Origin of the sequence: Herbiconiux sp. (assembly GCF_004297105.1) — a bacterium.
Lineage (GTDB): Bacteria > Actinomycetota > Actinomycetes > Actinomycetales > Microbacteriaceae > Herbiconiux.
The window spans coordinates 15634-36600 of the sequence record NZ_SCVE01000010.1; the positions used below are offsets into that span (position 1 = coordinate 15634).

The 20967-nt window shown below is 69.1% G+C and carries 15 protein-coding genes and 1 pseudogene; 5 read left to right on the forward strand and 11 right to left on the reverse strand.

The genetic code is table 11. The features are described from left to right. Positions 1 to 10: 10 nt before the first annotated feature. The 5 genes from eno to hisS form a co-directional block, all read right to left on the reverse strand. Positions 11 to 1291, reverse strand: a complete 1281-nt coding sequence (gene eno / locus EPO52_RS05810; protein WP_290803298.1) for a phosphopyruvate hydratase — start codon at positions 1289 to 1291, stop codon at positions 11 to 13. Positions 1292 to 1422: 131 nt separating this feature from the next. Beyond that, entirely contained in the window at positions 1423 to 1869 is a 447-nt protein-coding gene (locus EPO52_RS05815) for a MarR family winged helix-turn-helix transcriptional regulator (RefSeq protein WP_290803300.1), read from the reverse strand. 78 nt (positions 1870 to 1947) lie between these two features. Continuing rightward, on the reverse strand, positions 1948 to 3144 hold the full coding sequence (locus EPO52_RS05820; protein ID WP_290803547.1) for an MFS transporter: 1197 nt from the start codon (positions 3142 to 3144) through the stop codon (positions 1948 to 1950). Positions 3145 to 3223: 79 nt separating this feature from the next. Beyond that, positions 3224 to 3691: a MarR family transcriptional regulator gene (locus tag EPO52_RS05825; RefSeq protein WP_290803304.1), complete on the reverse strand. Its 468-nt coding sequence runs from the start codon at positions 3689 to 3691 to the stop codon at positions 3224 to 3226. A 130-nt stretch (positions 3692 to 3821) separates the two neighbouring features. Beyond that, positions 3822 to 5168 (reverse strand): histidine--tRNA ligase, encoded by a 1347-nt coding sequence (gene hisS / locus EPO52_RS05830; protein ID WP_290803308.1) that lies wholly within the window; start codon positions 5166 to 5168, stop codon positions 3822 to 3824. Positions 5169 to 5268: 100 nt separating this feature from the next. Between hisS and EPO52_RS05835 the strand changes: the two are divergent. The 3 genes and pseudogenes from EPO52_RS05835 to EPO52_RS05845 form a co-directional block, all read left to right on the forward strand. Next, positions 5269 to 5466: pseudogene (locus tag EPO52_RS05835) on the forward strand (ATP-binding cassette domain-containing protein); the annotation flags it as partial. Between the two features lie 106 nt (positions 5467 to 5572). Beyond that, on the forward strand, positions 5573 to 5728 hold the full coding sequence (locus tag EPO52_RS05840; RefSeq protein WP_290803556.1) for a hypothetical protein: 156 nt from the start codon (positions 5573 to 5575) through the stop codon (positions 5726 to 5728). Between the two features lie 175 nt (positions 5729 to 5903). Then, positions 5904 to 6956: an ABC transporter permease gene (locus tag EPO52_RS05845; RefSeq protein WP_290803311.1), complete on the forward strand. Its 1053-nt coding sequence runs from the start codon at positions 5904 to 5906 to the stop codon at positions 6954 to 6956. 91 nt (positions 6957 to 7047) lie between these two features. On the opposite strand, the gene EPO52_RS05850 is transcribed toward EPO52_RS05845, so the two are convergent. The 4 genes from EPO52_RS05850 to EPO52_RS05865 all read right to left on the reverse strand — a co-directional run bounded on the left by EPO52_RS05850 (position 7048) and on the right by EPO52_RS05865 (position 13446). Then, positions 7048 to 7761 (reverse strand): MazG family protein, encoded by a 714-nt coding sequence (locus EPO52_RS05850; protein ID WP_290803313.1) that lies wholly within the window; start codon positions 7759 to 7761, stop codon positions 7048 to 7050. 185 nt (positions 7762 to 7946) lie between these two features. Continuing rightward, positions 7947 to 11678, reverse strand: a complete 3732-nt coding sequence (mfd, locus tag EPO52_RS05855; protein ID WP_290803317.1) for a transcription-repair coupling factor — start codon at positions 11676 to 11678, stop codon at positions 7947 to 7949. Positions 11679 to 12201: 523 nt separating this feature from the next. Continuing rightward, positions 12202 to 12792, reverse strand: a complete 591-nt coding sequence (pth, locus tag EPO52_RS05860; RefSeq protein ID WP_290803320.1) for an aminoacyl-tRNA hydrolase — start codon at positions 12790 to 12792, stop codon at positions 12202 to 12204. A 42-nt stretch (positions 12793 to 12834) separates the two neighbouring features. After that, entirely contained in the window at positions 12835 to 13446 is a 612-nt protein-coding gene (locus EPO52_RS05865) for a 50S ribosomal protein L25/general stress protein Ctc (protein ID WP_290803323.1), read from the reverse strand. A 248-nt stretch (positions 13447 to 13694) separates the two neighbouring features. Here EPO52_RS05865 and gndA point away from each other — a divergent pair, with 248 nt between their 5' ends. Next, positions 13695 to 15152, forward strand: a complete 1458-nt coding sequence (gene gndA / locus EPO52_RS05870; RefSeq protein WP_290803326.1) for an NADP-dependent phosphogluconate dehydrogenase — start codon at positions 13695 to 13697, stop codon at positions 15150 to 15152. A 171-nt stretch (positions 15153 to 15323) separates the two neighbouring features. On the opposite strand, the gene EPO52_RS05875 is transcribed toward gndA, so the two are convergent. Together EPO52_RS05875 and EPO52_RS05880 are read right to left on the reverse strand one after the other, a co-directional pair. Beyond that, entirely contained in the window at positions 15324 to 19100 is a 3777-nt protein-coding gene (locus EPO52_RS05875; RefSeq protein ID WP_290803330.1) for an AAA family ATPase, read from the reverse strand. 114 nt (positions 19101 to 19214) lie between these two features. Continuing rightward, positions 19215 to 19583 (reverse strand): VOC family protein, encoded by a 369-nt coding sequence (locus EPO52_RS05880; RefSeq protein WP_290803334.1) that lies wholly within the window; start codon positions 19581 to 19583, stop codon positions 19215 to 19217. 102 nt (positions 19584 to 19685) lie between these two features. Between EPO52_RS05880 and moeB the strand changes: the two genes are divergently transcribed. Next, positions 19686 to 20948 carry a molybdopterin-synthase adenylyltransferase MoeB gene (gene moeB, locus EPO52_RS05885; protein WP_290803339.1) on the forward strand — a complete coding sequence of 421 codons (1263 nt, stop codon included), beginning with the start codon at positions 19686 to 19688 and terminating at the stop codon, positions 20946 to 20948. Positions 20949 to 20967: the final 19 nt, after the last annotated feature.

Genomic DNA, 20967 nt, shown 5'->3' on the forward strand with positions numbered 1-20967 from the left:
GTCGGATCTCCTATGCAGAGAAACGAGGGAACGCGCCACGACCGGCGTAGACCGCCGCCTCGGCGAGCTCTTCTTCGATCCTCAGCAACTGATTGTACTTTGCGACCCGCTCGCTTCGGGCAGGCGCACCGGTCTTGATCTGACCGGCATCGACGGCCACGGCGAGGTCGGCGATGGTGGTGTCCTCGGTCTCACCGGAGCGGTGCGACAGGATCGCCGTCATGCCGGAACGCTGCGCCAGCGCGACGGCGTCGAGCGTCTCGGTGAGCGTGCCGATCTGGTTGACCTTGACCAGGATCGAGTTGCCGGCCTTCTCGGCGATGCCCTGGGCCAGACGCTTCGGGTTGGTGACGTAGAGGTCGTCGCCGACCAGCTGCACCTTCGAGCCGACCTCTGCCGTGAGGTGGGCCCAGCCCTCCCAGTCGTCTTCGTTCAGCGGGTCTTCGATGGAGACGAGCGGGTAGTTCGCCACGAGGTCGGCGTAGTACGCCGACATCTCCTGGGCGGAGCGCTTCTGACCCTCGAAGTTGTAGACGCCACCCTCGAAGAACTCGCTCGCGGCGCAGTCCAACGCCAGCGCGATCTCTTTACCGGGGGTGAAACCGGCCTGGGTGATGGCCTCGAGGATGAAGTCGAGCGCCTCACGGTTGTTCGGCAGCTCGGGGGCGAAGCCGCCCTCGTCGCCCAGGCCGGTGGAGAGGCCCTTCGACTTCAGGAGCGACTTGAGCGAGTGGTAGGTCTCGACGCCCCAGCGGAGAGCCTCGGAGAAGGTCTCCGCACCGAGCGGAACCGCCATGAACTCCTGGATGTCGACGCCGGTGTCGGCGTGCGCGCCACCGTTGACGATGTTCATGAGCGGCACCGGAAGGGTGTGGGCGTTGGGGCCGCCGATGTAGCGGAAGAGCGGCAGGTCGGCCGAGTCGGCCGCGGCGCGGGCGACGGCCAGGGAGACGCCCAGGATGGCGTTGGCGCCGAGGCGCTTCTTGTTGTCGGTGCCGTCGAGCTCGATCATGGCGGCGTCGACGAGACGCTGGTCGGTGGCGTCGAAGCCCTCGAGGGCCGGACCGATCTCGTCGATGACGGCGTCGACGGCCTTCTCCACGCCCTTGCCGAGGTAACGGCCCTTGTCGCCGTCGCGCAGTTCGTAGGCCTCGAAGGCGCCCGTGGAGGCGCCGGAGGGAACAGCGGCACGGGAGACCACACCGTCGTCGAGCAGAACCTCGACCTCGACGGTCGGGTTCCCTCGGGAGTCAAGAATTTCGCGAGCGCCAACGGCTTCGATGAGTGCCACGGGTGGTTTCTCCTCTGTATCAGGCAGGGTGGGAGCGCTTACCTGCGCCCGCCGCTGGCTAGTCTAACGAGTCGCAGGCGTCGGCCTGAATGGTGGTCGCGGCACCGCACCGTTCGCCCGGCCGGGCACCGTCATCGCCGCTCCATCCGGTCGTTGAACGAACCGAGGAGGCGCACGAAGTCGCTCACGTCGGTGTCGCTCCAGTCATCGAGCACGTCGGCGTAGGCCGCCTTGATCTCGCGGTGCACCTCATCGAGGCGGGCGAGGGCGAGCGGGGTCGGCGAATAGAGGCTCGCCCGCCGATCGTCGGGCGCCGGGGCGCTGGTGACGAAGCCGAGGTCTTTCAGCACCCGGAGCTGCCGGCTCACCGCACTCTTGTCCATGCCGACGTCGGCGATGATGGCACCGGGCGGTGTGGGGTCGTTGGCCACGATGGACCGCAGTACGGAGTACCCCGATGGCTGCACCTCGGAGGAGAAGCGGAGCGCGTTCTGCAGCAGCGTCGAGCGGATGGCCCGCACGAGCCGACCCATCTCGCTCTCGACGGCGAGAAGCGCGCCTGACCGTTCCTCGTTCACAGCCACCAGGGTATCCGGGCCAACCCCCTCCATCCCGCTCGATCCGCCTGTCTCGCAGGGATTGCGGAGTCTTTCGGGTCACTCCCCCGCGGTGATCGCCTGGGCCTCTTCGAGCTCGTCCTCCACCTCGTGGTCGACATGGGCGATGGCCCGGTGACCGATGATGACGACGAGTGACGCGATGACGACGGATGCGGCAGCGACGTAGTACGGCGTCGCCGCGGTGAACCACACCGCGAGCAGGGAGGCGAGGGGCGGGGCGACGGCACCACCCATGAAGCGCACAGCCGAATAGGCCGACGAGGCCACGGGGCGCGGCAGGTCGGTGGCGGCCATGACCGACTCGGTGAGCACGGTGTTCATCACCCCGAGCAGGGCGCCGCCGACCACCACGCAGGTGATGAGGCCGGCGGTGCTGCTGACGAGGAGTCCCGCAGCCACGAGATCGGCACCCAGAAGGAGCAGCACGCTCCAGAGCACCCGGGTGCGCGGGATACGACGGGTGAGCCACGGGGCCACCCACACCGAGGTGATGGCCACGGCGAGACCCCAGCCGAAGAAGGTCAGACCGAGGCCGATCTCATCGAGGCCCAGGGGGAACGGCGTGTAGGCCAGCAGGATGAAGAAGCCGATGTTGTAGAACAGCGCGGCCACCGCGAGGGTGGTGAGCGCCGGCTTCGTCAGGGCTTTGAAGGGAGCGGAGAGCGGCGTCGGAACGGGCTTGGCCGCATCCTTCTTCATGAGGGTGAAGATGGCGATGAAGCCGATGGCCATGAGCACCGAGGTGCCGAAGAACGGGCCGCGCCAGCTGAGCGAGCCGAGCAGGCCGCCGAGAAGTGGACCGATCGCGATGCCGAGGCCGAGCGCCGCCTCGTACAGGATGATGGCCGAGCTCGCGCCTCCGGAGGCCGCACCCACGATCGTGGCGAGGGCCGTGGAGATGAAGAGGGCGTTGCCGAGTCCCCAGCCGGCGCGGAAGCCGATGACCGACTCGACATTGCCCGACAGGCCTGCCGCGAGGGCGAAGACCACGATCAGCGCGAGGCCGATCAGCAGTGTGCGGCGGGCGCCGATGCGGGTGGAGATCCAGCTGGTGAAGAGCATCGCGAAGCCGGTGATGAGCAGGTAGCTCGTGAAGAGCAGGCTCGTCTGGGTCTGGGTGGCGTCGAGGCTGTCGGCGATGGCCGGGAGGATCGGGTCGACCAGCCCGATGCCCATGAAGGCGATGACGCAGGCGAAGGCGACCGCCCAGACGGCCTTGGGCTGGTGCAGGATCGAGTTCTTCGGAGCCGTGGGGGCGGGCTGCGATGCGGTGGCGTTCGTGCTCGCCGTGTCGGGGAGTGTGGTGGCCACGTCAGGCCGCCTTCACGACGTCGGTGGCGCGCACGTCGGTGCATTCGTGCAGCAGGTCGACCGCGCGGGAGATCACCTCGATCTGGGTGGCGTCGAGGTCATCGAAGAGCGGGGCGAGCGCCTCGCCGAGGCGGGTGCGCCACTCGGCCAGGGCGCGGATGCCCTTCGGGGCCAGAGCGATCTGCCAGGCGCGGGCGTCGTCGACGTCGGCGATGCGGCGGATCCACTCGACCTCATTCAGGTTGGCGACGATCTTGGTCATCGTGGGCTGCGAGACGCGGCTCTGCTTGGCGAGTTCGCCGAGCCGCATGGGGCCGAAGGTGCTGAGCACGCTGAGGGTTCGCCAGGTGGCGGGCGACGTCGACTCACCGGTGGCCTTAGCGGCGATGCGGGTGAGGCGGTTCGTGACCGACACGAGGTCGGCGAGGAGCTCGGAGAGTTCGGGGGAAGTCGGGTTTTCGCTATTCACGAGAATCTATTTTACATAGCTCAACTATGTATCGGTCACTCCGGGCAAAACTCCTCCTCGCGACTCGCCAGAATTCGGTCCATTCGGCGCAACTTAGGCCGGATTTTGGCGACTCGCGAGGAGGTTGCGGTTACGGGGTACTCAGGGGGCGGAGGTCGAGTTGGTCGGCGTCTACCGTTTCGGTGCCTACCAGGGCGAAGGAGGTGAAGCCCGACGCGGCGGCGCGGTCGAGGAGCGGAGCCAGGTTCTTGGTGCGGCGCTCGAGGCGCACGCGGGCGCCCCGGGCCACGAGCTGCGCCTTGAGTGTGAGCAGTCGGGTGGCGCCGGCGTTCTTGTCGTGCACGAGCACGATCGACTCGCGCGACTCCCCCGCCGGGTCGTCGATCAGGTCGATGATGCGCTCGAACCCGATCGAGAACCCGCAGGCGGGCACGTCCTCGCCGAGGAAGCGGCCGATCATGCCGTCGTAACGCCCCCCTCCGCCGAGCGAGAACGTGAAGTCGGGGTGCTCGATCTCGAAGATCGTGCCCGTGTAGTAGCCCATGCCCCGCACGAGGAACGGGTCGAACACGAGTGCGCCCTCCACACCGGCCTCACGCAGGGCGGTGCCGATGGCGGCGAGGTCGGCGACGGCATCCGGAGCGACGCCCTCCGGTAGCGCGGCCGCGACGCTGTCGGCCGTGAGGGGGGTGGACTCGACGGCGAGCTCGTCGTCGCCGGGGTGCGCCTGCTCCCCCGGGGCCGCCGCAGCGGGAGGGCTCTGCGCGAAATACCGCTCGAGGGCGTCGACCGCCCCGGCCGTCGCCTCCTTGGCGCGTAGCTCGTCGATGACGCCGGTGGTGCCGACCTTGTCGAGCTTGTCGACCGTGATCAGCACCGACGCGAACTCTCCAGGATCGAAGCCGAACGACTCGAGGAGGCCGGTGAGGATGCGGCGGTCGTTGATACGGATGCGGCAGCCCGCGAGCCCCAACGTGTCGAGCGTGGCGAGCGTCGCCGTGAGCAGCTCGATCTCGGCAAGGATGCCGGCCTCTCCGATGATGTCGATGTCGCACTGCACGAACTGCCGGTAGCGACCCTTCTGGGGTCGCTCGGCGCGCCAGACCGGGGCGATCTGAACCGCCCGGAACACCTGCGGCAGGGCGGCGCGGTGCGTGGCGTAGAACCGGGCGAGCGGCACGGTGAGGTCGAAGCGCAGGCCGAGATCGGCGAGCTGGTCGGGATCGTCGGCGGTGGCCGCATCCGTGAGGGCAGCCGCATCCAGGCCCCGCTTCATCACGTTGAACGCCAGCTTCTCGTTGTCGCCGCCGAGGCCGGAGTGCAGGCGCCCGAAGTCTTCGACCACGGGCGTCTCGATCTCGTCGAACCCGTGTGCGGCATAGGTGGAGCGGATGAGGCCCAGCACCCGCTCCCTCTTCGCCTTGTCGCCCGGCAGGAAGTCGCGCATACCGCGCGGGGGTGAGACCTGTGATGCCATGGCATCCAGGTTAGCGAGTGGTGGAGCATCGAATACTCATGCGCCTCCGGCCCGGGGTGTCTCTGGGCTCGATCGGAACGCCGCGACCCCCGGAGGCACCATGGCCGAGACGCAACCCGCTCCCTTTCCACCCGAGCCTCCACGCAGCGAGCCGGCCGGCATCGTGGTGCACGATGTCGGCCGCTCGTTCGGTGCGGTCGCCGCCGTGCGATCGGTGACCTTCGAGGCCCGACCTGGTTCGATCACCGCGCTCATCGGCCCGAACGGCGCCGGCAAGACGACGTTGATAATGATGCTCGCGACCCTGTTGCGGCCCGACCGCGGCAGCATCCGGATCGGCGGCATCGACCCCGTGGCCGAGCCTGCACGCGTGCGAGGGGCGCACCATCCTCCTCTCGAGCCACGTGCTCTCCGAGCTCGACGAGCTCGTCACCGACGCGGTGTATCTCGACGCCGGTGTCACGGCCTCGCAGGAAGCGGTGTCACGCGCCCGGGCAGCCTCGCGGCTGTGGCGGGTGACGGCGGTCGACGACCTCGTGCTCGGCCCGGTGCTCCAGTAGATCGGGGTGCCGCGAGAACGCATCGGCGCCGACAGTCAGGGCTTCACCGTGGCGATGGCCGACGAGGCGGATGCCGCCGCGGTGCCGTCGGCGCCGGGGTGCGGGTGAGCTGGTTCGCCCCGGCATCCGGAGAGCTGGAGCGAACGCTGCAGGGGCTCGGGAGAGGAGACGTGCGATGAGTGCATTCTGGCGTGGCGTGGGCCTCATCATGGCTCTTGAGCTGAAGCAACGGGTACGCGGGGTGGCCTGGTACGTCATCCTGGGCATCTTCTTCGTGCTGGTCGGGCTGGTGACCATCGGGGGGTGGGTGATCACGGGTTTCGGCCACTCGAGCGGCGTGCTGTTCTCCTCGATCGTGTATTTCGTGCTCCTGCTCGCGAGCCTCATCTCCCCCGCCCTCTCGGGCAACGCCATCAACGGCGAACGCGAGGGCGGCACGCTCGCCACCATTCAGGTGACGAGCATCACCACGGCACAGATCGTGATCGGCAAGTGGCTCGCCGCATGGTTGGCGTCGCTGGTACTGCTCGTGGCGACCCTGCCGTTCCTCGGCATCGTGGTGGCGATCGGCGATGTGTCGGCGGCCACCGTTGCTTCATCGCTCGCGGTGCTCACCGCCGAGCTGGGCATCCTCTCCGCCTTCGGGGTGGGACTGTCAGGGCTCATCCGCAATCCGGTGTTCTCGGTGGTGGTGAGCTACCTCCTCGTGGCCGCCCTCAGCCTCGGCACGCTGATCGCCTTCAGCATCGCCGGGTCGGTGACCCAGGTGACGGTGAGCTCCACCTCCATAGAGGCGCGGTACGACTCCGACGGCGACTACCTCGGCTGCGGGGCGCCCTCCACCTCCACGTACACGATGCCGCGCTTCGATCCCTACTGGGGACTGCTCGTGGTCAACCCGTACGTCGTGGTGGCGGACGCGTCGACGGGTGACTTCGACGAGGGCGGCCAGCCGCTGGACCTGTTCGGGTTCATCGCCGTGGCTGTGCGTCAAGCCCAGATCATGCCGGACACCGATCCCTACTACGACTACTGCGTGGACTCGACCTCCACCTCGTGGGGCGGACCTGAAATCGCCACCGGCGAGGAGCTCATGCGGTCAGGGGCGCCGAGCTGGTTCATCGGGCTCGGGCTGCAGACGGTGCTGGCCGGGCTGGCGTTGTTCGGCGCGTGGCGGGCGACGCGCACCCCGTCGGGGCGGCTCGCCTCGGGCAGCCGCATGGCCTGACACTGCTCTCGGCGTCCGGCTGTGCCCGGAGACGACGGGGTTCAGAGCCGTTTCGGGCAGACAACGGAGTCGGACGCCGTCGTTGGCCGAATCATCCGTCGTTTTCGGAGGGGCGAGCCACGATGCCCGCGTCGGCGGCGGCGAGTGCCTCCGCCTCCGTGATCTCCGCGCGGAGGCCGCGGAGGGTGGTGCGGAGCGCGCGCTCGGCGTCGAGTCCCTGCGCCCTGGCCGAGGCCACGATGGCGAGCAGCAGGGGGCCGAGTTCGTCTTCGCTGGCCACGGGGATGGCGGCGGGGGCATCCGTCTCCAGCACGCCGATCTTCTGCGCCTTGCCGATCAGCTTGTCGGCGAGGGCGAGCGAGGGCATACCGAGCGGGATGCCGTCGAGCACGCTGGTTCGCTCGGGCTTCTCCTCGGCCTTGAAGGCGTCCCAGGCGTTCTCGACGTCGCCCGCGGTGGCCAGGTCGAGGTCGCCGAAGACATGCGGATGCCGCCCCACCATCTTCTGGGTCATGTGCGCGGCCACGTCGTTGATGTCGAACCGCTCGCCCGGGGTGTTCGCAGCGATGTCGGCGTGGAAGATCACCTGGTAGAGCACATCGCCGAGTTCCTCGATCATCTCCTCACGGGAGCCCGACTCGATGGCCTCGATCAGCTCGTGCGACTCCTCCACGAGGTACTGCACGAGGCTCGCGTGGGTCTGCTCCGCGTCCCACGGGCAGCCGCCGGGCGCCCGCAGCAGCGCCGTGACGGCGACGAGCCGATCGAGCTCGGTGGCAGCATCCGGAATCGGCGTCTCAGGCATAGGAAGAGACTATTCGGCCAACACCTATGTCGGCAGTGAGAGCCGCGGGCCGTACTCGACAACCCAAGGTGAGCGCGCCGCCGCGCGCTGGAGCTAGGAGCGACGATCCGGTGGATCGTCGCCGCGACGCCAGCGCCGAGCGAGCTGTGCTCGCTCGGTCCCGAGCAACACGGACGCGTTGCGATCTAGTTGGACGCCGCCGGCGCCTTCGCAGCCGCGAAGATCGTGTCCAAGAAGTTCGTCACCCACGCCACCAGGTCGGCGCCCGCCAGGGGCACTCCGTCGACCACCGGCATGGGCACCGAGACCGCGTTGGTCTGGGCGAAGTACTTCGATCCTGCATACATGCGCTGAAGTCGTACCTGGAGCGAGTCGGGCAGGTCGGCCGGTGCCACCCGCAGGTTCGAGCCCATCGTCACCACCTCGCTGAGCGACGCCTTCTGCGCCTTGCGCCGCAGGCGCGACACCGCGATGAGGTTCTGCACCTCGAGCGGAGGCTCGCCGTAGCGGTCGGTGAGCTCCTCGATGACCCGGTCGATCGAGTCATCCGAGGCCGCGGGTGCCGAGGCCGTCGAGAGCTTCTGGTAGGCCTCGAGGCGCAGCCGCTCGCTGTCGACATAGTCTTCGGGGATGTGCGCCTCCACCGGCAGCTCGAGCCGCAGCTCGGTCTGGCCTTCGGCCACGTCGCCGCGGAAGGTCGACACCGCTTCGCCGATCATCCTCAGGTAGAGGTCGAACCCCACCCCTGCGATGTGGCCTGCCTGTTCGCCGCCGAGCAGGTTTCCGGCCCCGCGGATCTCGAGGTCTTTCAGCGCCACCTGGATGCCCGAACCCAGCTCGTTGTTGGCCGCGAGCGTCGAGAGCCGGTCGTTCGCCGTCTCGGAGAGGGGCTTGTGCTCGTCGAACAGCAGATAGGCATAGGCGCGCTCGCGCCCGCGGCCGACGCGACCGCGCAGCTGATGCAACTGGCTGAGCCCGTACTTGTCGGCCCGGTCGACAATGAGCGTGTTCGCGTTGGCGATGTCGATGCCGGTCTCGATGATGGTGGTCGACACGAGCACGTCGAACTTTCGCTCCCAGAAGTCGACGATCACCTGTTCGAGTGCGTGCTCGTTCATCTGCCCGTGCGCCACCGCGATGCGCGCCTCGGGCACGAGTTCGGCGAGCTGGGCCGCGACCCGGTTGATCGACGACACACGGTTGTGCACGAAGAACACCTGACCCTCGCGCAGCAGCTCGCGCCGGATGGCCGCCGCCACCTGCTTGTCGGAATACGGCCCCACGAAGGTGAGAATCGGATGCCGGTCTTCCGGCGGCGTGGCGAGCGTCGACATCTCGCGGATGCCGGTCACCGCCATCTCGAGCGTGCGCGGAATCGGCGTGGCACTCATCGCCAGGATGTCGACGTTGGTCTTGAGCTTCTTGAGCTGGTCTTTGTGCTCCACCCCGAAGCGCTGCTCCTCGTCGATGATGAGCAGACCGAGGTCTTTGAAGGCGATGTTGTCGCTGAGGATGCGGTGCGTGGCGATGACGACGTCGACCGTGCCATCCGCGAGCCCCGCGATGGTCTCCTTCACCTCCTTGTCGGTCTGGAAGCGGCTGAGCGCCTTGAGGTGCACCGGGAAACCGGCGAAGCGCTCGGCGAAGGTCTCCATGTGCTGGCGCACGAGGAGCGTGGTGGGCACGAGCATGGCGACCTGCTTGCCCTCCTGCACGGCCTTGAACGCCGCCCGCACGGCGATCTCGGTCTTGCCGAAGCCGACGTCGCCCGAGAGCAGGCGGTCCATGGGGATGGGCCGCTCCATGTCGGCTTTCACCTCGTCGATGACGGTGAGCTGGTCGGGGGTCTCCTGGAACGGGAACGACTCCTCGAGCTCGTGCTGCCAGGGGGTGTCGGGGCCGAAGGCGTAGCCCTTCGACGCCATCCGGGCGCTGTAGAGCTTCACCAGTTCCACGGCGATGTCGCGCACCGCCTTGCGGGCCTTGCTCTTGGCACCGGCCCAGTCGCTGCCGCCCATCTTGCTGAGCGCCGGCGCCTCGCCGCCGACGTAGCGGCTGAGGAGGTCGAGCTGGTCGGTGGGCACGTACAGCTTGTCGCCGGGGTAGCCGCGCTTCGACGGGGCGTACTCGATCACCAGGTACTCGCGCGTGGTCTTGACCGCGTTGCGCCCGCCGCTCGACACCTCGCGCTGCGTGAGCTCGAGGAACTTGCCGATGCCGTGGGTGGTGTGCACCACGAAGTCGCCGGCCTTCAGCTGCAGCGGGTCGACCACGTTCTTGCGCCGGCTCGCGAGCTTCTTGACCTGGCGGTTGTCGTAGCCCACGGTTCGCCCGTAGAACTCCGTCTCGCCGATCAGGGCGAGCTTCAGCTCGGGCAGCTCGAAGCCGTGCTCGACGGCGGCGCGGATGGCGAGCACCACGTGCTCGTCGGCGTCGCGGCCGCTCTCCCCCACTGCGTCGGCCGGGAAGTCGTCGATGATGCGGGCCGGGACGCTGCGCTCGCTGAGCACATCGACAGCGCGTTCGACGAGGCCTTGGCCTTTTGCGGCCACGGCGACCGTCCAGCCCTCGGCCAGCCGCGAGGCGACGTGGGCGATGGCACCGTCGGCGTTGCCGGAGAAGCTGGGAACGGCATCCGCCTGGATGCGCAGCGTGAGGTGCTCCTCGAGTTCGCGGTGCTCGGGCAGCACCTCTTCCTCGCTCGGGCCCTGCTGGAACTCGCTGAGAGTCCACCAGGCACGGTCGACGCCGGCCGCGTGCCGCAGCTGGGTGAGGGTGATGAACTCGCCCGAGGCCAGGTCGATGGGGACTTCGGCTCCGGCGGTCGCGGCCGTCCAGGCGGCGGCGAGGAACTCGCGGTTCGTCTCGGAGAGGTGGATGGCGCGCGTGGCCACCTTCTCGGGCGAGACGACGGCGACGGCGGCGGCCTTCGGCAGGTAGTGGGCGATGGTGACGAGCTGGTCGAGCAGGGCGGGCGCCAGGGATTCCATGCCCTCGACGGGGATGCCCGCGGCGATCTTCTCGAGCAGGCCGGCGAGGCTCGGGAACTCGTGCTGCATCTCACGCGCGCGCTGGCGCACGGGTTCGCTGAGCAGCAGTTCGCGGCTCGGCGGGAGCACGACGGAGTCGACCGCGTCAGGCAGCGAACGTTGATCGGCTACCGAGAACGCGCGGATCTCGTCGACCTCGTCGCCGAAGAAGTCGACCCGGTAGGGGTGCTCGGCGATGGGCGGGAACACATCGAGGATGCCGCCGCGCACCGCGTATTCACCGCGGCGGGTCACCATGTCGACGCGCGAGTAGGCGAGCTCGACGAGCTGCAGCGAGAGGGCGGAAAGGTCGAAGCCGCGGCCGCCCTTGCGGAGCACGATCGGCTCGAGGTCGGTGAGGTTGGAGGCGATGGGCTGCAAGGCGGCGCGCACGGAGGCGACCACCACGAGGGGACGGGGGCCGGTCGACCCGCCGGCCGATCGCGCCCGATCTGACGGTTCGCGCCCGTCAGGATCAACGCGATTCGTCAGATCGGCGGCGGCCGATGTGCCTAGGCCAGCGGCATCCGTCGCCCGTTGCCACTCGACGAGACGGCGGAGCGCGTCGATGCGGCGGCCCACGATCTCGGCGCTCGGGCTGAGGCGCTCGTGCGGCAATGTCTCCCAGGCGGGGAACTCCACGATCTCGGCTTCGGGCAGGAAGCTCGCGAGCGACTCGCGGAGCTTCTCCGACTCGCGACCGGTGGCGGTGACCACGAGCATCGCGGCGGGCAGCCCGCGCTCGATGCGGCGCTGCATCAATGCGGCGAGGAACGGTGTGCGCACCCCTTCGGGCAGCGAGAAGTCGCTGTCGCGCCCGGCGTTCACCAGGGCTCGTTCGACGGTGGAGGCGCGCGAAATCGCCGTAACTAAGCCCTGAAGGATCACTCACATGAGTTTACGCGCCACCCACGACACCGCCGTCGGCGTCGGATGCCGCAGGCCAAGCCGCGCGTCACGCCCGTGCGGGTTGCCGTCTGGCGGCGGGCCGAGCATCCATTTGCCACAAGATGTGGCAAGTGACAGCCCCAGGCCACAAGAAGTGGCAAGTCGCTCCGGGCCGAGCATCCACTTGCCACAAGAAGTGGCAACCCCGCGGCGGGCCGGGCATCCAGTTGCCACAAGAAGTGGCAACTGACAGCCTCAGGCCACAAGAAGTGGCAAGTCGCTCCGGGCCGAGCATCCACTTGCCACAAGATGTGGCAACCTGCGGCAAGCCGGGCATCCAGTTGCCACAAGAAGTGGCAACTGACAGCCTCAGGCCACAAGAAGTGGCAAGTCGCTCCGGGCCGAGCATCCACTTGCCACAAGAAGTGGCAACCCCGCGGCGGGCCGGGCATCCACTTGCCACAAGATGTGGCAAGTGACAGCCTCAGGCCACAAGGAGTGTCAAGTCGCGCCGGCTCGCCCGTCAGGCCGGTGGGGCGGTGTGCACCCTCAGCTGGGCGGCGGTGAGGCCTTCGGAGGCGATGAGCTCGACCGCATCCGCTGCGTCGACGATGAGGTTCGGCAGGGTGTCGCGCTCGGTGCCCGAGAAGTTCTGCAGCACGAAGTCGGCGGCCTGCTGCCGGCCGGGCGGGCGGCCGATACCGACCCGAACCCGGATGAAGTCGGCGCTGCCCGAGGCCGCGATGATGTCGCGCAGGCCATTGTGGCCGCCGTGGCCGCCGCCCTGCTTGAGCTTCAGGGTGTCGAACGGGATGTCGAGCTCGTCGTGCAGCACGATGAGGTGGTCGGGCTCGATGCCGTAGTACTTCAGCAGTGCGTTCACCGGCCCGCCGGAGACGTTCATGTACGTGTTCGGCTTCGCCAGAACGAAGCGCGGGCCGCCCGGAACGACGCGCCCTTCGGCCACACGGGCGTTCGCCTTGTGTGACGTGAAGGATGCGCGCATCCGGTCGGCCAGCTCGTCGACCACCATCTGGCCGACGTTGTGACGGTTGGCGGCGTAGCCGGGCCCGGGGTTGCCGAGCCCGACTACGAGCCACAGATCGGGATTCACTCGATCAGTCCGCCGTTCAGGAAATGCGGGAGGTGGGGTCGACTACTCGGCGTCGGGAGCCGGGGTGGTGGACTCGGCAGCGCCTTCGCCCTCGGCGGGCTCGTCGGTGGGCTCCTCCTCGGGGATGCTGATGCCGACGATGACGGCATCCTCATCGGTGATGAGGGTGGCACCCGCGGGCAGCGTGATGTCGGCGGCACGCACGACGGAACCCTCTTCGAGGCCCTCGATCGACACGACGACGCTCTCGGGGATGTGGATGGCCTCGACCTCGAGCAGAACGGTCTGCGAGTCCTGGGTGGCCATGGTGCCGGGGGCGGACTCGCCCTCGAGGTGCACGTTGACCTCGACCTGCACCTTCTCACCCTTGCGGATGACGATGAGGTCGATGTGCTCGATGATCTGCAGCACGGGGTCTTTCTGCACGTCTTTCACCAGGGCGAGCGACTCGACGCCGTCGATGGTGAGCTCGAGAACCTGGTTCGACTTGCGCAGGATGAGCGCGGTCTGGTGACCGGGCAGCGTGATGTGCTGGGGCTCGGTGCCGTGACCGTAGATGACCGCGGGGATCTTGCCGGCGGCGCGCGTGCGGCGGGCGAAGCCCTTGCCGAACTGGGTGCGGGTCTCGGCAGTGACCTTGGTGTCGTCAGCCATGATTGTGCTCCTTCATGTGCGAGCTCTGGGCCCGCCTCGTCTGTGTGCTTTCTCAAGCACTGTGTGGTTTCAACTCGACCGCGTGAAGCGAGAGGAAAGACGTATTAAGGCCCAGTCCACCGCGTCGATAACGGATGCTCGCGGTTGCGTGTGCATCCCTCGCCGAAGTTCAGTGGCCTAGCTTAGCGCATCTGCTCTACTACGCTGGGAGGGTTCGCCGTCTACGGCCGTCTTTGAGGAGTCACGCCATGTCATCCCCCGCTGGAAGCGCCAACATCGGAGTCGTCGGGATGGCGGTGATGGGCTCGAACCTCGCTCGTAACCTCGCCAGCCGCGAAGGCAACACCGTGGCCGTGTACAATCGCTCGCCCGAGCGCACCCGCAAGCTCGTGTCGGAGCATCCTGAGGCCGGCTTCGTGGCCTCCGAGTCGGTCGACGACTTCGTGGCGTCGCTCGCCAAGCCCCGCACGGCCATCATCATGGTTCAGGCCGGCGCCGGCACCGATGCCGTGATCTCGGAGCTGGCCGCGCGTTTCGAGCCGGGTGACATCATCGTCGACGGCGGCAACGCCAACTTCCACGACACCATCCGCCGGGAGAAGGACGTGTCGGCCACGGGCATCCACTTCGTGGGCACCGGCATCTCGGGCGGCGAGGAGGGCGCGCTCAACGGCCCGTCGATCATGCCCGGCGGAACGGTCGAGGCCTACAAGACGCTCGGCCCCATCCTCGCGTCGATCGCCGCGGTGGCCGAGGGCGAGCCCTGCGTCACCCACATCGGAACCGACGGCGCGGGCCACTTCGTGAAGATGGTGCACAACGGCATCGAGTACGCCGACATGCAGCTCATCGCCGAGGCCTACGACCTGCTGCGTACCATCACGAAGCGCGAGCCGGCCGAGCTGGCCGAGGTGTTCGAGACCTGGAACTCGGGCGATCTCGAGTCGTACCTGATCGAGATCACGGCGGAGATCCTGAAGCAGGTCGACGCATCGACGGGCAAGCCGTTCGTCGACATCGTGCTCGACCAGGCCGGCGCCAAGGGCACCGGCAACTGGACGGTGCAGAACGCCCTCGACCTCGGCACCCCCGTCGGCGGAATCGCCGAGGCCGTGTTCGCACGGTCGGTGTCGTCGAAGCCCGAGCAGCGTGCGGCCGTGCAGGCCACCATCACGTCGCGGCCGGCCGTCGTCGACGTGGATGTCGACGCTTTCGCCGACGACATCCGCGCCGCCCTCTACGCCTCGAAGGTCGTGGCCTACGCCCAGGGATTCGACGAGATCATCGCCGGTGCCGCGCAGTACGGCTGGAACATCGACAAGGGCGCCGTGGCGAAGATCTGGCGCGCCGGATGCATCATCCGCGCCCAGTTCCTCAACCGCATCGTGGAGGCCTACGAGAACAACCCCGACATCGCGACGCTGCTCGAAGACCCGTATTTCGCCAAGGCCGTGGCCGATGGCGAGGCGGCCTGGCGTCGTGTGGTGTCGACGGCGGCGCTCTCGGGCGTGCCGGTTCCCGGTTTCGGTGCGGCGCTGTCGTACTACGACTCCCTGTCGGTGAAGCGCCTGCCGGCCGCACTCGTGCAGGGCCAGCGCGACTTCTTCGGAGCCCACACCTACAAGCGCGTCGACCGCGAGGGCACGTTCCACACCCTGTGGTCGGGCGACCGCACCGAGATCGAGTCGGAGCCGAGCACCCACTGATTGCCGCGCCGCCGCCTCTGCGGCGCGGGCGACATGCTGCGCAGTCCGTCGGACGCCGTCGCTAACGCGGCGCCGCCCGGCGGCTGTGCAGCCCTGGGTCGTCGAGTACGGCCTGCAGCCAAGGCGGACCCGCTCTCCATGCGTTCTGCTACGCGCTCTCCGTGCGTGCTGCTACGCGCTCTCCTGCTCGGCTTTCACGCGCTGGCCTACCACGGCCGAGACGCCGTCTTGACGCATGGAGACGCCGTAGAGCGCATCCGCGATCTCCATCGTGCGCTTCTGGTGCGTGATGACGATGAGCTGGCTGGTCTGGCGCAGGTCTTCGAAGATGGTGAGGAGGCGGCCGAGATTGGCGTCGTCGAGGGCGGCCTCGACCTCGTCCATGATGTAGAACGGGCTGGGACGCGCCTTGAAGATCGCGATCAGCAGTGCCACCGCGGCGAGCGATCGTTCACCGCCCGAGAGCAGTGAGAGCCGCTCGATCTTCTTGCCCGCGGGCTTCACACTCACCTCGATGCCCGTGGTGAGCATGTTCTCGGGGTCGGTGAGGTGGATCGAGCCTGTGCCACCCGGGAACAGCACCGGGAACACCTGGGTGAACGCCTCTTTCGTGTCGTTGAAGGCGCTCTCGAAGATGGTCTGCATGCGCTCGTCGATCTCGTCGATGATCGTGAGCAGGTCTTTGCGGGTGTTCGTGAGATCGGTGAGCTGCTCGGTGAGGAACTTGTGGCGCTGTTCGAGGGCGTCGAACTCCTCGAGCGCCAGCGGGTTCACGCGCCCGAGCTCGGCGAGCTTGCGCTCGGCGCGGGCGAGGCGCTGCTGCTGTTCGGCCCGCACGAAGGGGCGGCCGGTGGGGGCGGCCGGTTCGGCGTGGGAACGGTCGCCGTCTTCGTCGTAGGCACCGGATGCCGCCGCGGAGGTCTCGGGGGCGTCGGCGCCCCGCTCGGCGTCGGCGCCACCGTCGGCGGCCCCCGCGTCGGCCTCGCCCTCGGCGGCGGCAGCAGCAGCCGCCAGCTCCGCGGTGGCGGCCTCGACCGCGGCGGCACTCGTGTCGATCAGCACGACGGCGTCGTCATCCGGAATCAGCTGCCCGGGCCCGTACTCGGCCACCAGCACGTCTTCGACCAGCCCGAGCTCCGATGCGGCGCGCTCGAGCAGACCCGACAGGTGCAGCTTCTTCTCGTAGATCTGCAGCTCGAGGCCGTGCACGTTCTCGGTGATGGCCTGCAGCCGCTCGCGCAGGGCGGCCTCGTCGCGCCGCAGGGCCAAGAGCTCCTCGTTCTGCTCGGCGCGCTCGGCTTCACGGCGAGCGAGCTCGACCTTGGCCTGGGTGACCGAGCGGTCGATCGACTCGAGTACCGGGGGCAGCGAATCCGCCACATCCGTGGCCGCGGCGATCTGGCGGCGGCGGATGACGGCCCGCCGGGCCGCGGCCTCGGCAGCCGCCCGTTCGGCCTCGAGCTGACGTTCGAGCGACGCAGTGCGCTGCTGCTCCGCCCGTACCCGTTCGCGCGCGGTCTCGACCCCGAGCCGCGCCTCGACCTCGCGGTCGCGCGCGGCCTCGAGCTCGGCCAGAAGTCCGTCGCGCGACGACACATCGAGGATGGGCCGGGGCCGCTCCCGCACCGTGTCGAGGTCTCCGCGCGCCTTCTCGACGGCAGCTTCGGCGTGGGCCACGTTCTCCTGCGCGAGCTGCAGCGACCGCCCGAGGCGCTCGAGCTCGCCCGCGCTCGCCTCGACCTGCGCCCTCAGCCGGCTGAGCCGCTCGGTGCGCGCCGCCAGCGTGGCGTCGTGCTCGCGGAGCGCACTGAGCGCGGCCTGCGACTGCTGTTTCGACTGCTGCACGATCTCGCGCTGCTCGGTGAGGGCGAACCGCGCGCGCTCGATGATCGAGTTCTCCTCGTCGAGAGCCGCGGCGGCGGCGTCGCGCTCGGCCACGAGTTCGATGCGTGACCGGGTGGCGCCCGATCCGCCCCGCAGCGCGTAGCGGGTGAGCACCTCGCCGGCCTTCGTGACCACGGTGATGCTCTCGACCGAGAACGTCCCGGATGCGGCGGCCCCTGATTCGGCAGACGCCGCGTCGAGCGTGGCCCAGGCGCGGCGCGCGGTGTCGAGGTCGTCGGCGATGGCGACGGCGGAGAGCACACCGTGCACACCGCCCGGCGCAGTCAGCACCGTGGTGGCAGCCACCACGCCGTCGACGCCGAGGAGCGCACTCGGCAGAGCGGCCGAGCCGGCGGACCCACCAGGGTCGGCGATGATCAGCTCGACCCGACCCATGTCGGCGTCGCCCGCCGCGGTCGCCGCGGCGACGGCCGCGCCGAGGTCATCGGCCAGCACGGCGTCGGCGAGCGAGCCGAGGGCGGCCGCGATGGCGGCCTCGTAGCCGGGCTGCACGCGCACGTGCTCCGCCACCAGCCCACGGATGCCATCGAGCCGCGCCGCCACGAGGTCGGCCGATCCGTCTTTCTGATTGAGCGCCAGGCTGAGGGCGCTCGTGCGAGCGGCCAGCGCATCCCGTTCGCGTTCGTGGGTGTGCAGTGCTTCGCGCAGCGTCTCGATCTCGGCCTCGGCCTCGAACACCTGCGACTGGCTGAACTCGTAGGCCTCGTCGAGGTCGGTCTCGTCGACCTCGCTCTCGGCCGACTCCGCCTCGGCGAGCGCGAAGGCGGCGGATGCCTCGGAGCGTCGCCCCTCGGCGGCATCGAGTGCGTTCTGCTGGCGCAGCACCTCACCCCGCACGGCGGCGAGCCGCGAGTTCGCCGACTCCAGCTGACCGGTGAGCTTCGATAGTTCGAGGTCGTGCTTCGACACGAGCGACGACTGGTAGGCGATCTGCTCGTCCAGGGCGTCGAGCGAGCTGCGGGCGCGACCAGTCCCGACCTGCGCGGCCTCCCAGGCCGCCTGCGACTCGGCCACCGAGGCCTGCAGCCGCACCACCTCGTCGCGCGAGTCGGCCACCATCGAGGGGGTGACGCTCGGCCCCGCATCCGGAACCCCCTCCTCGGTGCCGAGCAGGGCGAGCCGCTGGTGGGCGAGGTTGTGAAGGTTGCGGAGCCGCTCCTGCACCGATTCGAGGCCGAAGCTGGTGCGGCGGGCGAGATCGACGGCGTCGCCCACCTGCGCCTGTTCGAGACGGTTGATGCGCAGCTGGTTCTGCTCGAGTCGCTCCTGCAGCACGAGGCGCTCGGTGTGCCGCTCGCTCTCGTTGCGGGCCGCGGCGTCGAGGGTGGTGCGGAGCCCCACGATCTCGTCGGCGAGCAGGCGGGCCTTGGCGTCGCGCACGATGGCGGCGATCGACTGGGCCTCCTTGGCGATCTCGGCCTGGCGCCCGAGAGGCTTCAGCTGGCGCCGGATCTCGCCCGCGAGGTCGCTCAGCCGCGTGAGGTTGGCCTGCATGGCTTCGAGCTTGCGCTGTGTCTTCTCCTTGCGCCGGCGGTGCTTGAGGATGCCCGCGGCCTCCTCGATGAAGCCGCGCCGGCCCTCGGGGGTGGCGTGCAGCACGGCATCGAGCTGGCCCTGGCCCACGATGACGTGCATCTCGCGGCCGAGTCCGGAGTCGGAGAGCAGCTCCTGCACGTCGAGCAGGCGGCAGCTGTCGCCGTTGATGGCGTACTCGCTGCCGCCGTTGCGGAACAGGGTGCGCGAGATCGTGACCTCGGAGTACTCGATCGGGAGGGCACCATCCGCGTTGTCGATGGTGAGGGTGACCTCGGCGCGACCGAGGGGACCCTTGGTGCTGGTGCCGGCGAAGATGACGTCTTCCATCTTGCCGCCGCGGAGCGTCTTCGCCCCTTGCTCGCCCATCACCCAGGCGAGGGCGTCGACCACGTTCGACTTGCCGGAGCCGTTCGGACCCACGACACAGGTGACCCCGGTCTCGAAGGCGAAGGTCGTGGGGTTGGCGAAGCTCTTGAATCCCTTGAGGGTCAAGCTCTTCAGGTACACGGCGGCCTCTCGTGGATGGAGTGACCCCTACGGTACCCAATCGGCGACCGGATGCGCGCAACGACGGGCGGCCAGCCGGGCGACGGATGCGGCAGGCAGCCGCCCGGGTTCAGCTCACCGTGCGCTCAGAACGCAGAATTCGTTGCCCTCCGGGTCGGCCAGGACCACCCAGGACACGTCGCTCTGCCCCACGTCGGCCCGGGTCGCCCCGAGCGCGATCAGACGCTCGACCTCCGCCGCCTGGTCGTCGGGAACGAAGTCGAAGTGCAGCCGGTTCTTGACCGTCTTCTTCTCGGGAACGGGCACGAAGAGCAGGCTCGGGTGCACCGAGGCATCCGGGGCGATCTCGATCTCGGTGTCTTCGACGGCGGCCTCGGCGGCGGACTCGTAGGTGATCTGCCAGTCGAGGGCGTCTTTCCACCAGATGGCGAGAGCGCGGGGGTCGAGGCTGTCGATCACGATCTGTTCGAAGCGGAGTGTCATGCGGCAGACCCTACTCCGGGCCTCCGTTGCTCCACAGCGGGGACCGAGTGCCGGGGGTCGCTCCGCAGACCGTACGCTGGAGGGGCACGAAAGGACGCCCCGATGGCCTTGCCGGCACTCGTCTCCCCCGCCTCCGACCTGACCCGCGCGGAACTGCTCCGCTACGCGCGCCAGATCGCGCTGCCCCACGTCGGGATCGACGGGCAGCGCCGCCTGAAAGACGCGCGCGTGCTCGTTCTGGGCGCCGGCGGCCTCGGCTCGCCCGTGCTGCAGTACCTCGCAGCGGCGGGTGTGGGCACCATCGGCATCGCCGACCACGACACCGTCGAGGTGTCGAATCTGCAGCGGCAGACGATCCATCCCGAAGCCTCGGTCGGCCTGCGCAAGACGGCGTCGGCCGCTGCGGCGGTTCGTGCTCTCAATCCGCTCGTCGAGGTGGTGGAGCACGACGTCGAGGTCACCCCCTCGACCGTGCTCGAAGTGGTGTCGGAGTACGACGTGATCGTCGACGGCACCGACAACTTCGAGGTGCAGTACGTGGTCGACGCGGCCTGCGCACTCGTGGGCAAGCCACTCGTCTGGGGGTCGGCGCTGCGCTTCGACGGGCAGGTCACGATCTTCTGGGCCACCGCGCCCGCCGGGCTCGACCGCACCCTCGACGATCTCTACCCCGAGCAACCCGATGCCAATCCCGCGGAGAGCTGCTCCGTGGCGGGCGTGCTCGGCCCGGTGTGCGCGGCGATCGGAGCCGTCATGGCCACCGAGACGCTGAAGCTGCTGGGCGGTTACGGCGAACCGCTGCTCGGACGGCTGCTCGTGCACGACGCGCTCGATGCGACGTGGCGCGAGGTGCCATTCGGACCGTCCGCCGGCCGGGCGAATCTCGGGTCGTCGGCGCGCGGCCGGTCTGGCTCGGCCGGCGCGGCGAACATCGGCGAACCGTACAGTGTGACCCGGCAGGGAGCGGGTGCCTCCGGGCCCGCCACCCGTCTCTTCGAAAGGCAGGACGCATCCGTGAACTCGACATCCCCCACCTCGATCTCCGTCACCGAGTTGCAGGAGCTGCTCGCCGCCCGCTCGCGCGACGAGGCCGACTTCGTGCTCGTCGACGTGCGCGAGCCGCACGAGCACGCGCTGGTGTCGATCGAGGGCGCCGAGCTGGTGCCGCTCGGCCGCATCCTGAGCGATGCCGCGCGGGAGGTGCTGCCGCCGCAGGAGAAGGTGATCGTGCACTGCCACCACGACGGCCGCTCGCAGCAGGCCGCCGCGATGCTGCGGGCGAACGGGTGGGACGACGTGGTGTTCGTGCGCGGCGGGATCGACGCCTGGGCGGCCGAGATCGAGCCGGAGAAGCCGCGGTACTGATCGCGCCTCGGGGTCGCAT

Coding starts and splice junctions, on each gene's coding strand:
- hisS (WP_290803308.1), bottom strand. CDS start 5,168: ATGGCATCACAGGTCTCACCCCCGCGCGGTATGCGCGACTTCCTGCCG.
- EPO52_RS05865 (WP_290803323.1), bottom strand. CDS start 13,446: ATGGCTGACGACACCAAGGTCACTGCCGAGACCCGCACCCAGTTCGGC.
- gndA (WP_290803326.1), top strand. CDS start 13,695: ATGTCATCCCCCGCTGGAAGCGCCAACATCGGAGTCGTCGGGATGGCG.
- EPO52_RS05880 (WP_290803334.1), bottom strand. CDS start 19,583: ATGACACTCCGCTTCGAACAGATCGTGATCGACAGCCTCGACCCCCGC.
- EPO52_RS05845 (WP_290803311.1), top strand. CDS start 5,904: ATGAGTGCATTCTGGCGTGGCGTGGGCCTCATCATGGCTCTTGAGCTG.
- EPO52_RS05850 (WP_290803313.1), bottom strand. CDS start 7,761: ATGCCTGAGACGCCGATTCCGGATGCTGCCACCGAGCTCGATCGGCTC.
- moeB (WP_290803339.1), top strand. CDS start 19,686: ATGGCCTTGCCGGCACTCGTCTCCCCCGCCTCCGACCTGACCCGCGCG.